This is a genomic window from Rhodococcus sp. IEGM 1408 (genome assembly GCF_033142235.1).
Classification (GTDB): Bacteria; Actinomycetota; Actinomycetes; order Mycobacteriales; family Mycobacteriaceae; genus Dietzia.
The window spans coordinates 26,169-38,767 of sequence record NZ_JAWLRW010000003.1 but is presented as its reverse complement, the minus strand read 5'-3'; the positions used below and the strand labels follow the sequence as shown (position 1 = coordinate 38,767).

Annotated in this window: 12 protein-coding genes and 1 pseudogene; 7 read left to right on the top strand and 6 right to left on the bottom strand. The window is 71.2% G+C overall.

Annotated features, from left to right (window positions below):
* Nucleotides 1-22: 22 nt before the first annotated feature.
* From R4P08_RS05425 to R4P08_RS05415, 3 genes and pseudogenes are all read left to right on the top strand, one after another.
* Nucleotides 23-514, top strand: a pseudogene (locus tag R4P08_RS05425) (2Fe-2S iron-sulfur cluster-binding protein); the annotation flags it as partial.
* Between the two features lie 104 nt (nucleotides 515-618).
* The gene (locus R4P08_RS05420) at nucleotides 619-1,647 is read left to right on the top strand and encodes a xanthine dehydrogenase family protein subunit M (protein WP_317812760.1); all 1,029 of its coding nucleotides are present in this window, start codon (nucleotides 619-621) and stop codon (nucleotides 1,645-1,647) included.
* Nucleotides 1,644-3,749 (top strand): xanthine dehydrogenase family protein molybdopterin-binding subunit, encoded by a 2,106-nt coding sequence (locus tag R4P08_RS05415; protein WP_317812759.1) that lies wholly within the window; start codon nucleotides 1,644-1,646, stop codon nucleotides 3,747-3,749. Before R4P08_RS05420 ends, R4P08_RS05415 begins: the two co-directional genes overlap by 4 nt.
* Here the strand turns inward: R4P08_RS05415 and R4P08_RS05410 are convergent.
* The gene (locus R4P08_RS05410; protein ID WP_317812758.1) at nucleotides 3,743-4,303 is read right to left on the bottom strand and encodes a nucleotidyltransferase family protein; all 561 of its coding nucleotides are present in this window, start codon (nucleotides 4,301-4,303) and stop codon (nucleotides 3,743-3,745) included. The genes R4P08_RS05415 and R4P08_RS05410 overlap by 7 nt on opposite strands.
* Nucleotides 4,300-5,397, bottom strand: a complete 1,098-nt coding sequence (locus R4P08_RS05405; protein WP_317812757.1) for an XdhC/CoxI family protein — start codon at nucleotides 5,395-5,397, stop codon at nucleotides 4,300-4,302. The genes R4P08_RS05410 and R4P08_RS05405 overlap by 4 nt, the downstream gene beginning before the upstream one ends.
* A gap of 182 nt (nucleotides 5,398-5,579) precedes the next feature.
* Here R4P08_RS05405 and holA point away from each other — a divergent pair, with 182 nt between their 5' ends.
* The gene (gene holA / locus R4P08_RS05400) at nucleotides 5,580-6,566 is read left to right on the top strand and encodes a DNA polymerase III subunit delta (protein ID WP_317812756.1); all 987 of its coding nucleotides are present in this window, start codon (nucleotides 5,580-5,582) and stop codon (nucleotides 6,564-6,566) included.
* 220 nt (nucleotides 6,567-6,786) lie between these two features.
* On the opposite strand, the gene rpsT is transcribed toward holA, so the two are convergent.
* Both rpsT and R4P08_RS05390 read right to left on the bottom strand, forming a co-directional pair.
* Nucleotides 6,787-7,047 (bottom strand): 30S ribosomal protein S20, encoded by a 261-nt coding sequence (gene rpsT / locus R4P08_RS05395; protein WP_317812755.1) that lies wholly within the window; start codon nucleotides 7,045-7,047, stop codon nucleotides 6,787-6,789.
* Nucleotides 7,048-7,209: 162 nt separating this feature from the next.
* Nucleotides 7,210-7,728: a VOC family protein gene (locus R4P08_RS05390; protein WP_317812754.1), complete on the bottom strand. Its 519-nt coding sequence runs from the start codon at nucleotides 7,726-7,728 to the stop codon at nucleotides 7,210-7,212.
* Nucleotides 7,729-7,861: 133 nt separating this feature from the next.
* On the opposite strand from R4P08_RS05390, the gene R4P08_RS05385 reads away from it, so the two are divergent.
* Entirely contained in the window at nucleotides 7,862-8,677 is an 816-nt protein-coding gene (locus tag R4P08_RS05385; protein WP_317812753.1) for a helix-turn-helix domain-containing protein, read from the top strand.
* On the opposite strand, the gene R4P08_RS05380 is transcribed toward R4P08_RS05385, so the two are convergent.
* Nucleotides 8,662-9,282: a type II toxin-antitoxin system PemK/MazF family toxin gene (locus tag R4P08_RS05380; RefSeq protein ID WP_317812752.1), complete on the bottom strand. Its 621-nt coding sequence runs from the start codon at nucleotides 9,280-9,282 to the stop codon at nucleotides 8,662-8,664. The two genes, R4P08_RS05385 and R4P08_RS05380, sit on opposite strands and share 16 nt — an antisense overlap.
* A 53-nt stretch (nucleotides 9,283-9,335) precedes the next feature.
* Between R4P08_RS05380 and R4P08_RS05375 the strand changes: the two genes are divergently transcribed.
* Complete coding sequence (locus R4P08_RS05375; protein ID WP_317812751.1) at nucleotides 9,336-10,058, top strand: hypothetical protein; 723 nt, start codon at nucleotides 9,336-9,338, stop codon at nucleotides 10,056-10,058.
* A gap of 59 nt (nucleotides 10,059-10,117) precedes the next feature.
* Entirely contained in the window at nucleotides 10,118-11,977 is a 1,860-nt protein-coding gene (lepA, locus tag R4P08_RS05370) for a translation elongation factor 4 (protein WP_317812750.1), read from the top strand.
* An 83-nt stretch (nucleotides 11,978-12,060) separates the two neighbouring features.
* Here lepA and R4P08_RS05365 read toward each other — a convergent pair whose 3' ends face one another.
* Complete coding sequence (locus tag R4P08_RS05365; protein WP_317812749.1) at nucleotides 12,061-12,573, bottom strand: CGNR zinc finger domain-containing protein; 513 nt, start codon at nucleotides 12,571-12,573, stop codon at nucleotides 12,061-12,063.
* Between the last annotated feature and the right edge of the window lie 26 nt (nucleotides 12,574-12,599).

The window sequence follows — 12,599 nt, the reverse complement described above, 5'->3', positions numbered from 1 at the left end:
TCGCCACACATACAGTCGCAGCATGGAGACGCCCATCACGCTCAGGGTCGACGGCGCCGAGCACCACCTCACGGTGGACACCCGCATGACACTCCTGGACGCGCTCCGGGACAGGCTCGGCAACTTCGCGGCCAAGAAGGGCTGTGACCACGGACAGTGCGGGTCCTGCACCGTGCTAGCCGATGACCGAAGGGTCACCTCGTGTCTGTCACTGACGGTGGCGCAGGAGGGAAAGGACATCGTCACCGCCGCCGGGTTGTCGGAGGACGGACTCCACCCGCTACAGCAGGCGTTCATCGACGACGACGCCTTCCAGTGCGGCTACTGCACGCCGGGGCAGGTGTGCAGCGCGGTCGGGATGCTCGGCGAGGCGGAGGCCGGTGCACCGAGCCACGTGACCGCCGATCTCGACGCCGAGGTGGTCCTGACCGACGAGGAGATCCGCGAGCGGATGAGCGGCAACCTGTGCCGGTGCGGGGCGTACCCGAACATCGTCGCGGCTATCCGTCAGGTCCTCGACGCCGCGACCGCGACCGCGACCACGACCACGACCACGACCGCGACCACGACCGCGACCACGACCGCGACCGCGACCGCGGTTCCGGACGGAGCGAAGCGATGAGACCCTTCCGGTACGAGCGCCCCACGGATGCCCAATCCGCCGTCGCCCTGCTCAGTGAGCATCGCGGCGCGACCGCGCTCGCCGGCGGGACCAACCTCGTCGACCTCATGAAGCTCGGCGTGGCGACCCCGGACGTGGTCGTCGACGTCTCCGGGCTCCCCTTGGACGCCGTCGATCCGCTGGACGGCGGCGGGTTGCGGATCGGCACCAACGTCCGTAACGCCGACCTGGCCGCGCACCCACTCGTCCGCAGTGACTACCCGGTGCTCGCCCGCGCCCTGCTGTCCGGTGCATCCCCGCAACTGCGGAACCTCGCCACCACCGGGGGCAACCTGCTCCAGCGCACCCGCTGCGTGTACTTCCAGGACGTCACCACCCCGTGCAACAAGCGCGAGCCCGGTACCGGGTGCTCCGCGATCGGCGGTTACACGCGCTACCACGCCGTCTTCGGCCACTCGGTCGACTGCATCGCCACCCATCCCTCCGACATGGCCGTCGCCCTGGCCGCGCTCGAGGCGACGGTGGTCGTGCTCGGCGTCGACGGCGAACGCCGTATCCCCGCCACGGAGTTCCACCGGCTCCCGGGCGGCGAACCGCACCGCGACACGGTCCTCGAGCGCGACGAGCTGATCGTGGCGGTCGAGCTCCCACCGCCGGTGCCCGGCGCGGTCTCCACCTATCGCAAGGTCCGCGACAGGGCGTCCTTCGCGTTTGCGATCGTCTCCGTCGCCGCGCACCTGACGATCGACGACGGGGTCGTCACCGACGCGCGGATCGCCTGCGGCGGGGTGGCGCACAAGCCGTGGCGGGCGAGGCGGGCCGAGGAGGTCATCACCGGGCGGGCCGCGACCACGGCGGCGTTCGCCGAGGCGGCCGACGCGGAGCTGGCCATCGCCGCATCCGTCGACGGCAACGAGTTCAAACCCGCTCTGTTGCGGCGGACCATGATCGCCGTCCTCCGCGACCTGACGGCCCAGGCTGGCGAACGCGGCGCGGCCGGAGCGACCGGGGAGGATCCGCGGTGAGCGCGATCGGCATCTCGACACCACGACTCGACGGACCCGCCAAGGTCACCGGAACGGCCCCGTACGCCTACGAGCACACCGACCCTGACGCGTCGCCGGTGTACCTGTTCCCGGTCACCGCGACCATCACCCGGGGCAGCGTCACCTCGATGGACACCGCCGACGCCGAGTCCCACCCGGGCGTGCTCGCCGTCCTCACCCCGTGGAACGCCCCCCGGCTGGCCGACACGTCCGAGCGGGAGTACGCCCTGCTCCAGGACACCGACGTGCTCTACCGGGGGCAGCCGATCGGACTGGTCGTCGCCGAGACCGCCGAGGCGGCCCGGTACGCCCAGACGTTGGTGCGCGTGGAGTACGACCAGCAGCCCCACGACGTGGTGTTCCGCACCGACCATCCCGACGCCTACGAGCCGGAGGAGGTCAACGGCGGCTACCCGCCCACCTCGACCACCGGCGAGATGGGGCCCGCGGTGGCCCGGGCGGAGGCGAACGGCCACGTGGTGGACCAGAGTTTTTCCACCCCCGAGGAGCACAACAACCCCATGGAGCCGCACACCGTTGCGGCCCTCTGGGATCCGCACCAGCCACTTCTCACGCTGTACGACTCCACGCAGTCCCCGCACGGCGTGGCCTCCACGCTGGCGCCCGTGCTCGGGGTGGAGGCCGAGCAGATCCGCGTGATCGCCCTGCACGTGGGCGGCGGTTTCGGATCCAAGGGCGCCCCGCACGCCCACGACGTGTTGGCCGCGCTCGCGGCCATGGCGTTGCCGGGCAGGCTCGTCAAATACGCGGTGACCAGGCAGCAGATGTTCGTCTTTGTGGGCTACCGGCCTCGGACGGTGTCGCGGATCCGGCTGGCCGCTGATACGGACGGGCGCCTCACCGCGATCGGGCACGAGGCCTGGTCGCAGAGTTCGCGCGTGAAGGAGTTCGTGGAGCAGTCGGCGGTGCCGTCCCGCTCGATGTACGCCGCTCCCAACCGCAGGACCTCCCACCGCGCCGTCCCCCTGGACGTCCCCGCGCCGTATTGGATGCGGGCCCCGGGCGAGGCCCCGGGGGCGTTCGCGGCGGAGGTCGCGATGGACGAACTCGCGCACGCGTGTGGGCTCGATCCCATCGAGCTCCGGGTGCGCAACGACCCGGATACTGACCCGGAAACCGGCAAACCGTGGACCTCCCGCCGGTTGGTCGACTGCCTGCGAGAGGGCGCCGACCGGTTCGGCTGGTCGGAGCGACCCACCACGCCCGCCTCCCGCCGGGAGGGCCGCTGGCTGGTCGGTTATGGCGTCGCGGGCGCGGCGTACCCGCACCTGGTGCAGCCGGGCACGCGCGTGACGATCCGCGCCGAGGGCGACGGCCGCTACCGCGTGCTCGTCGGCGCCGTGGACATCGGCACCGGTACGTGGACGGCGCTCACCGCAATCGCCGCCGACGCGCTCGACCGGCCCGCCGAGGCGATCACGCTCGAGATCGGGGACACCGCCCTTCCCTGGGCCTCGGTCGCCGGCGGCTCGTCCGGCACCTCGTCGTGGGGCTCGGCGATCGTCGCCGCGGCCGGCCGGTTCCGCACCCGGTACGGCGACGACCCGCCAGCGGGGGCGGAGACCACCGCCGCGGCGGGGGACAACCCCGAACTCGAGCGCTACCGCGCGATCTCCTTCGGCGCCCAGTTCGTGGAGGCCCGCGTGGACGCCGACACCGGCGAGATCCGGGTGCCGCGGATGCTCGGTGTGTTCTCCATCGGCCGGGTGGTCAACCCCCGCATGGTGCGTTCGCAGTTCATCGGCGGCATGACCTTCGGCCTGTCCATGGCGCTGCACGAGCAGAGCGTCCGCGACGCCCGGTTCGGCCACGTGGTCACCCAGAACCTCGCGGACTACCACATCCCCACCCACGCGGACGCCGCGGACATCGACGCGGTCTGGCTCGACGAGGTCGATGAGCACGCGACGCCGATGGGCACCCGCGGTGCCGGTGAGATCGGCAATGTCGGCAGCGCCGCTGCTGTCGTCAACGCCATCCACAACGCGACCGGGGCCCGCATCCGCGACCTGCCCGTCCACGCCGACACGCTCCTGGGGTACCTGCCGGCGGATCAGTGACCGCCTGGTCCGCTGCCCTCCGCCCGGTGCAGGTCGGCGGAAACGTCGACGTCCCGCGGCGATCCGGTGTCGTCGCACGGCACCTCGACCACCCGATCGGAGTGCGCTCGTAAGTAGTGACGAGCCCCGGCGTCCCCGACCGCGGAGTCGATAACTCCGGGCAGGTGCTGGGCGCCGAGGAAGACCGGATGGCGACGAGCGCCGCCGTACGTGGCGACGGCCAGCGATGCGTCGGCCCCGGCCACCCGGCGGACCGCCTCCGCTCCGAGCCACGGCATGTCCACCGGGATGACGACGACGTCCGCGCGGCCGATCGCTGTGAGCCCGGTGCGGAGGGAGGAGCCCATGCCCGACTCCCACCGCTCGTTGTGCACCACCTCTGCGCCCGGCACGGCCAGCGCCACCGCCCCGCTGACCACCACGACCCGGTCGCACCCGCCCGCGCGCAGCAGCGCCACGGCGTGGTCGACCAGCCGGACCCCGCGGAACTCCACGAGAGCTTTCGGTCGGCCGAAGCGCCGACCCGCCCCGGCTGCCAGCACCAGACCGGTCACCGATGGATGTCCACGTCGAGGTGGGTCAACGGGGCGCCGGTGCCGCCGCGACGACGGGCGACGAGTTCGGCGACGATGGACACGGCCGTCTCCTCGGCCGTGCGCGCACCCAGATCGAGGCCGATCGGCGAGGACAGGCGGGCGAGCTCGGGCTCGGTGAGCCCCTCGGCCCGGAGCATCGCCACTCGCTCGGCGTGCACGCGCCGGCTGCCCATCGCGCCGACGAACCCCGCGGGGCTGCGCAACGCTGCCCGCAGGAGCGGGATGTCGAACTTGTGGTCGTGGGTCAGGACGCAGATGGCCGTCGTCGCGCCCACCGACACGGATTCCAGGTACTCATGGGGCCAGCGCGTGACCACCTCGTGGGCGTCCGGGAACCGCTCGGGTCGGTTCAGCGCGGGGCGCGCGTCGCAGACCACCACCCGGTACCCCAGGAGCGCGCCCGCCCTGCTGAGCGCTTCGCCGAACGCGCTGGCGCCAAAGATGAGGAGAGTCGGAGGGGCGAAGGAGTGCAGGAGGACCCGGGTGGGCCGGGCGCCCTCCCCGACGGGGACGGCCACGGTGCGGGCGCCCGGGAGACCGAGGTGCCCGGTGGTGAGACGCTCAGCCGCGAGCCGGGCGATGTGTCGATCGAGGTCGGGATCACCGAGGGTGCCCTCGGCCCCGTCCGGGCCGACCAGGAGGTGGGCGCCGCGCAGGCGACCCGTCACCGCCGTCGCCAGGACCATCGGCTCGCCGCGACGCAGGGCCGACCGCACCCGCTCCACTGCGTCGTGGCCCGCCCCGTCGAGGCGCTGGACAAAGACCTCCGACGTCCCTCCGCAGGTCGGTCCCTCGGAGAACTCGGAGGGATCGTCGCCGCCGAACTCCGCCACCAGGGGGATGCCGTCGTCGATCACCTGCTCGCACAGCGAGAACACCGTGCCGTCCACGCAGCCGCCGGAGACCCCGCCGATGACCTCGCCGGTCTCCGCGACCGCCATCGCCGCACCCGGCGGCAGGGGAGCCGACCTCTCGGTGTGCACCACCCTGGCCAGCGCGCATCGCGTCCCCTCGAGGCGCCACCGGTGCACGGCGTCAAGGAGGAGGTCCACGCGACCAGTATGACGTGGTCTCGGCGGCGTCCGCCATCGCCACGAGCCATCGCGCTCCGCTCGTCGGCATCCCCGATGGGCTACGTCGGGGTCGACGCCGAGGCCGGGCCTGACGTGTCGTGGGCGCGTGGCACCATGTCGGAAGAGGACGACCAGAATTACGACGACGAGGAGTGCGGCGGATGGCAGCAGGGCCGGTTCCGAACTCGCTGCATCTCGTTCTGGGGGAGGACGAGTTCCTCGCCGAGCGGGCCACGATGAGTGTCGTCGCGGCCGTTCGCGCCGCCGCGCCGGCGGGGGAGGAACCGGCCGTGGTCTCCCGGCTCGGCGGGCCGGAGGTCAGTGCGCCCCAGCTGTTCGAGCTGCTCTCGCCGTCGCTCTTCGGCGAAGACCGGATCGTGGTGATCACCGGGGCCGCAGAGTTGGGCAAGGACGCCCAGGCCGCAGTGCTGGGCACGGCGCGCGACCTCCCGGAGGAAACGGTCCTCGTGGTCCAGCACTCGGGCGGGGGCCGGGCCAAGACCCTCGTCCCGGACCTGCGCAAGGCGGGTGCTCAGGAGCACGCGGCCGGAAAGATCTCCCGGCACATGGACGTGGTGGGCTTTGTCCGCTCGGAGTTCCGCGGGCTCAGCGTGCGGGTCGCCCCGGAGGCGTGCGAGGCCCTGGTCGAGGCGGTCGGGACGGACCTGCGGCAACTCGCTTCCGCATGCGGTCAGCTCGTGGCCGACACCGGCGGCAAGGTCGACGTGGAGGCGGTACGGCGCTATCACTCGGGGATCGTCGGGGTGAGCGGCTTCACCGTGGCCGAGCGTGCGGTGGTCGGCGACATCGCCGGGGCGATCGAGGCGCTCGAGTGGGCCATGCACACCGGGGTCCCGCACGTCGTGCTGGCCGACGCCCTGGCGGACGCGGTGAACTCCATCGCGTTGGTCGGGACGCAACGAGGTACCGCACCCGCGGACCTGGCCCGGCAGGGGCTGCCGCCGTGGAAGGTCAAGAAGGTCACCGCCCAGACCCGGCACTGGTCCATCGAGACACTCGGCCGCGCGCTCCAGGTGGTCGCCAGTCTGAACGGTGAGGTCAAGGGTCAGGCCGAGGACACGTCCTTCGCGCTCGAGCGCGCGGTCCGCCGGGTGGGTTCGCTGGCGGCCACCGGCCGGGTCCAGTAGTCCACCGGCCGGCTGGTCCGGTCAACCGTCGCTGACGCCTGTCGCCACCAGTCCACGCCACTCCATGGGTGGTGAGGTGCCCGGTATGGGACGGGTAAACGACGAGGGCCCACCCCGCGCACTGAACTGGTGCGGGGTGGGCCCTCGGAGCCTCGTCGCGGCGGTCGCCGCCGCGGGGCTGTGCGTCGAGCTGGGTGCCTCAGAAGAGGGACCGGGTGACTCAGAGCGCGTTGACGGCCTTGGCGAGCGCCGACTTCTTGTTGGCAGCCTGGTTCTGGTGGATGACACCCTTGGTGGCGGCCTTGTCGAGCTGACGCGAGGTCGCCACGAGCAGGGCGCCGGCCTGGGCCTTGTCGCCGGCCGCGGTGGCCTCACGCAGGCTACGGATGGCGGAACGCAGAGCCGACTTGGTCGACTGGTTGCGGAGGCGGTTGCGCTCGTTGGTGAGGTTCCGCTTGATCTGGGACTTGATGTTGGCCACTAGTCACACCTTTGGTCGCGTGCCGACGGATCCTGATGGAGTCCCGTCGATCTGATGTCATATCTCTTGTCCGTTCGGACACGCAAGAAGCGATCCGGTGGACACCGACGGCCCACTTTACCAGCGGCCGCGACACCGGCCAAAACGTACGCCGAGCCAGCGTTACCGGGAGGCCGCCCATTCAGCTACCCGCCGGTCGCTCTCGGAGTCGGAGAGATCCTCGACGCGGGTCATCACCGACCAGCGCACCCCGAACGGGTCGCGGAGGGAGGCGTAGCGATCGCCGGAGACGAAAGTCGTGGTGGCCTCGCGGACCGTCGCACCGAGGGCCACTGCCCGGGCCACGACCGCGTCCACGTCGCTGCAGTACAACCCCATCGAGTAGCAGTCGTCGTCGCCGTCGGGCATGGCCACGAGTCCGTATTCGGGATTGACGGCGCCGATCTCCAGTCTGCCGTTGCCGAAGTCGAGCACCGCGTGAACCACGATTCCGCCCATCTCGGTGACGCCGCCGATCCGCGCGCCAAAGGCCTCCTCGTAGAAGCGGAGCGCCCCGGACGGATCGCGGAGGGCGAGGAACGGGGTCAGGCTCGTGCGGCCATGGGGTATCCCGTCGGTGGTGTGCTTCCCGGTCACGCCGGTCACGCCGGTCGCGCTGGTCGTCTGCTCTGGAGTGTCCATGCGCTCACGGTAGGGGCCGCGATCCCGCCCTGACTTGTAGATTTGCGACAGGATCTCCACTGGGGATCGGGAACCGCGAACGGGGCACGGCGAACGGGGCACGGCGAACGGGGCACGGGAACGGGGAACGCGGATGAGTGGTCTACGGGACGCGCGCGGCATCCTCTACCCGGATGCCCTGCCGAGGTTCCACCGACGGGACGTGCCGGCCGAATCGGGACACCTCGCCAGGTGGTACTGGATCGCGCAGTGGAACCTCCCCGTGGGCGAGGTGTCCATCCAGACGCTGCTGCCGTTCCCGGCGGCGAACCTCGTCGTCGAACCCTCCGGCTCCACCCTGTCCGGCCCCACCACGAGCGCCTCCGCCAGAGAACTCACGGGACGCGGCTGGGCGTTCGGCGTGCTGCTGCGCCCTGCGGGACTGGTCGCGCTCGGGTACGCCGCGGCGGAGATCGTCGACGTCGAGGTCCCGTTTTCCGCCGACGCCCTCGCTGCCGGGGTCGCCGAGTGCATGACCGCGGGCGACTGCGCGGCGGCCGCCGAGGTGATGTCCGGTTGGTGGGCCGCGCAGGCCGCGCAAACCGCAGGGGAGGGCCGGGTGGGCCGGGAGGGGCGAAGTCCGGACGGGGCGAGACAGGCCAACAGGCTCCTCGAGGTCGTGGAGTCCGACCCGGGGCTGGTCGGGGTGGATCAGCTGGCCCGCGAGATGGGACTGTCCGTCCGAGCGCTGCAGCGGCTGAGCAAGCAGTACATCGGGCTGTCGCCCCTGCGGATCATCCGGAGGTACCGACTGCAGGAGGCCGCGCTGCGGCTGCGCGAGAACCCGCAGCTGACCATCGCGGAGGTGGCCGCGGACCTCGGGTACGCCGACCAGTCACACCTCGCGGCGGACTTCCGGTCGACACTCGGGCTCGCGGCCCGCGACTACCGGCGTCAGCGCCAGCCGTAGTCCGACTTCAGGCGACCGGCGACCGCGGCGAACTTCTCCCGCGAGCAGATCGCGCCCTCGCGCCGGATGCCCTGCTCGGGCACGTCCAGCACCCGGTCCAGGCGGACCCAGCTCGGCCGGCCCTCCGGATCCCAGGGCCCGCTGCCGAGCGCCAGCCACCCCTCGTCGTCGTCCCGCTTGTCCTGCGAGGAGAGCTGGAGGCCCAGCAGACGGTCCCCGTCGCGGCCCACCACCAGGACCGGGCGGTCCTTGCCGCGACCATCGGCCTCCTCGAACTCCACCCAGGTCCACACGATCTCGCCCGGGTCGGCCTGCCCGTCGAGGTCGGGGGAGTAGGAGATGACGCGGGCGCGACTGGAGGTGGGGACCGTGCCGGTGGTGGCGGGTCTGCCCGCACCGACGCCCGCACCGACGCCCGCACCGACGCCCGCGCCGCCGCGGGCGCCGACGCCCGCGCGGGCACCCGCGCCGCCGCCGGCGCGAGAGGGAGCGGGGGAGATTCCCCGTTCATCGAGACGCCTGCGCACCTCGCTCGCGACCGTCGGTCCGTACTTCCGACCCATCTGCACCGCGGAGCGGCCCACGCGGGCCCAGTCGATAGCCATGGATGTCAGGGTAACGACGCGCGCGCCCCCGGTGCGGATTAAGGTCGCGCCTCATGGACATGGTGTGCGTGGTGGTGTGGGCGTCGGATCCGGCTGCAGAGGCTGCGGACCCAGCAGGCCTGCGGTCGCGGATCGGCCGGGCCGTCGAGGGGCCGTTGGCCGCGCTCGGGGTGCAGCGGTACGTGGTCAACGTGCGCGACGAGGCGGTGGCGAACGCGATGATCGACGTGCAGGTGACCGACCGGCCCGTGCTCGCCGTGGTCCGTGCCCGCGTGCCGGTCGCCTCGGCCACGGCGCTGGCCGATCTGCTCGACGCCCTGCGGGGGGTCGGGCCGGTCTCGGCGTGGTCGGTGACGGCGTCCGAGCCGCTGCCCATCGCGGACCCGGCGGAGGGGGACCGGTGTGAGGGCATGGCCAACATCGCGCTCCTGCGCCGGCCCGAGCGGATCGAGCGCGAGCAGTGGCTGCGCACGTGGCTCGAGGAGCACACCAGGGTCGCGATCGACACCCAGTCCACAAGCGGTTACACCCAGCACGCGGTGGTGCGGGCGCTCACCGAGGACGCGCCGGCGATCGCCGCGATCGTCGAGGAGGTCTTCCCGATCGAGGCCGTCAGTGATCTCGGGGTGTTCTTTGATTCCCGCGGCGACGACGCGCGGATGGGGGCCAACATCGAGGCGATGACGGCGTCGACCGCCCGGTTCCTCGACGACGGCACGGTCGATGCGATCCCCACCGGCCGGTACGTGATGGGTATTCCCGCACCGCGCGTGTGACAATGAGGTGATCGCCCGGTCGGCCCGACACCCCAGACACGCCCGGGCCCGCACGAGGAGTGATCGAGATTCCCAACTTCGCAGAAACGACGTTCACTGATCCGTCCAGGATCAGGAACTTCTGCATCATCGCGCACATCGACCACGGCAAGTCGACGCTGGCCGACCGCATGCTGCAGATCACCGGTGTGGTCGAGGCGCGGCTCATGCGGGCCCAGTACCTCGACCGCATGGACATCGAGCGCGAACGCGGCATCACCATCAAGGCGCAGAACGTCCGCCTGCCATGGGTGCCCACCACCGGCGCGGCCGCGGGCCAGGAGATCGTGCTCCACATGATCGACACCCCGGGCCACGTGGACTTCACCTATGAGGTCTCCCGCGCGCTCGAGGCGTGCGAGGGCGCGATCCTGCTGGTGGACGCCGCGCAGGGCATCGAGGCGCAGACCCTGGCCAACCTGTACCTGGCCATGGAGAACGATCTCGAGATCATCCCGGTGCTCAACAAGATCGACCTCCCGGCGGCGGACCCTGACCGGTTCGCCGAGGAGATCTCCCACATCATCGGCTGCGAGCCCGACGATGTCCTGCGCGTGTCCGGCAAGACGGGCGCGGGCGTCCAGGAGTTGCTGGACAAGGTGTGCGAGGTGATCCCGGCGCCCGTCGGCGATCCCGACGCCCCGGCTCGCGCGATGATCTTCGACTCGGTCTACGACACCTACCGCGGCGTCGTCACCTACGTCCGCGTGTTCGACGGCTCCCTCCGGCCGCGCGAGAAGGTCAAGATGATGTCCACGGGCAGCACCCACGAGGCGCTGGAGGTCGGGATCATCTCGCCGGAGCCCAAGGTCACCACGGGACTCGGCCCCGGCGAGGTCGGGTACCTCATCACCGGGGTCAAGGACGTCCGCCAGTCCAAGGTCGGCGACACCGTGACCAGTGCCCGGGGCGGCGCCGAGGAGGCGCTGGCCGGGTACAAGGAACCCAAGCCGATGGTGTTCTCGGGGCTGTACCCGATCGACGGGTCCGACTACCCGGTGCTGCGCGACGCCCTGGACAAGCTCCAGCTCAACGACGCGTCGCTGGACTACGAGCCCGAGACCTCGGTCGCCCTGGGCTTCGGCTTCCGCTGCGGCTTCCTGGGCCTGCTGCACATGGAGATCACCCGCGACCGGCTCGAGCGCGAGTTCAACCTCGACCTCATCTCCACCGCGCCGAACGTGGTGTACCGGGTGGTTGCGGAGGACGGCAGCGAGCACCAGGTCACCAACCCGTCGTACTGGCCCGAGGGCAAGCACCGCGAGATCTTCGAGCCTATCGTCAAGTGCACGATCATCGTGCCCAGCGAGTACGTGGGCACCGTCATGGAGCTCTGCCAATCCAAGCGGGGCGAGATGAAGGGCATGGACTACCTGTCCGAGACCCGCGTCGAGCTGCGCTACGTCATGCCGATGGGCGAGATCATCTTCGACTTCTTCGACTCGCTCAAGTCCCGGACCAAGGGCTACGCGTCGATGGACTACGAGGAGTCCGGCGAGCAGGCGGCTGACCTGGTCAAGGTCGACATCCTGCTCCAGGGCGAGGCGGTGGACGCGTTCTCCGCGATCGTGCACCGCGACCACGCCCAGGCGTACGGCAACAAGATGACCGGCAAGCTCAAGGAGCTCATCCCGCGTCAGCACTACGAGGTCCCGATCCAGGCCGCCATCGGCGCGAAGATCATCTCCCGCGAGAATATCCGCGCGATCCGCAAGGACGTGCTCTCCAAGTGCTACGGCGGCGACATCAGCCGTAAGCGCAAGCTGCTGGACAAGCAGAAGGAGGGCAAGAAGCGGATGAAATCGATCGGTCGCGTGGACGTGCCCCAGGAGGCCTTCGTGGCGGCGCTGTCCTCGGATTCCAACACCGACAAGAAGTAGTCAACAGCGCGCGGGCGTCCTCACGCCCGCGCGCTCTGGTTCCTCGCCCGGTCAGTTCCGTGCCCGGTCAGTTCCGTGCCCGGTCAGTTCCGAGCCCGGTGGCGACGGACGGCCGAGCGGTTGGTGCAGCGGGGCGAGCAGTAGCGCTGCCGGCCGTTGCGGCTGACGTCGGCGAACACCCGCTCGCAGTCGTCGGCCGCGCACCGGGCCAGCCGGTCGATCCCGCGCGAGGTCAGGTGTAGCGCGGTACCGACCGAGAACATGGCGGTGAGCAGGCGGGCGAACGACACGTCGTCGGCGCGGTAGTGCACGTGCCAGTGACCGTCGTGGTCGGTGAGCCGCGGCGGGTCCGCGTGCTGGGCGAGCAGGGCGTTGAGGACGTCGGCCCGGCCGCGGGCACAGCTCGTGTCGACGACGACGAGCCACGCATCCAGGAATTCGTCGACAGCCGCGAGGTCCGCGTCGGAGGCGCTCCGATCGATGGTCACCCCCGATTCCCGGCAGCGGTCCACCAGTTCGCGGGTGGTGCGGGGGCGGCGATTGCACAGGTCGGCGGCCAGGGTGACCGGATCGGCGCCGTAAGGGTTGATATACACAAACCGATTACAGCACAGTGGTCGGC

Coding starts and splice junctions, on each gene's coding strand:
- R4P08_RS05420 (WP_317812760.1), top strand. CDS start 619: ATGAGACCCTTCCGGTACGAGCGCCCCACGGATGCCCAATCCGCCGTC.
- holA (WP_317812756.1), top strand. CDS start 5,580: ATGGCAGCAGGGCCGGTTCCGAACTCGCTGCATCTCGTTCTGGGGGAG.
- R4P08_RS05390 (WP_317812754.1), bottom strand. CDS start 7,728: ATGGACACTCCAGAGCAGACGACCAGCGCGACCGGCGTGACCGGCGTG.
- R4P08_RS05385 (WP_317812753.1), top strand. CDS start 7,862: ATGAGTGGTCTACGGGACGCGCGCGGCATCCTCTACCCGGATGCCCTG.
- R4P08_RS05380 (WP_317812752.1), bottom strand. CDS start 9,282: ATGGCTATCGACTGGGCCCGCGTGGGCCGCTCCGCGGTGCAGATGGGT.
- R4P08_RS05375 (WP_317812751.1), top strand. CDS start 9,336: ATGGACATGGTGTGCGTGGTGGTGTGGGCGTCGGATCCGGCTGCAGAG.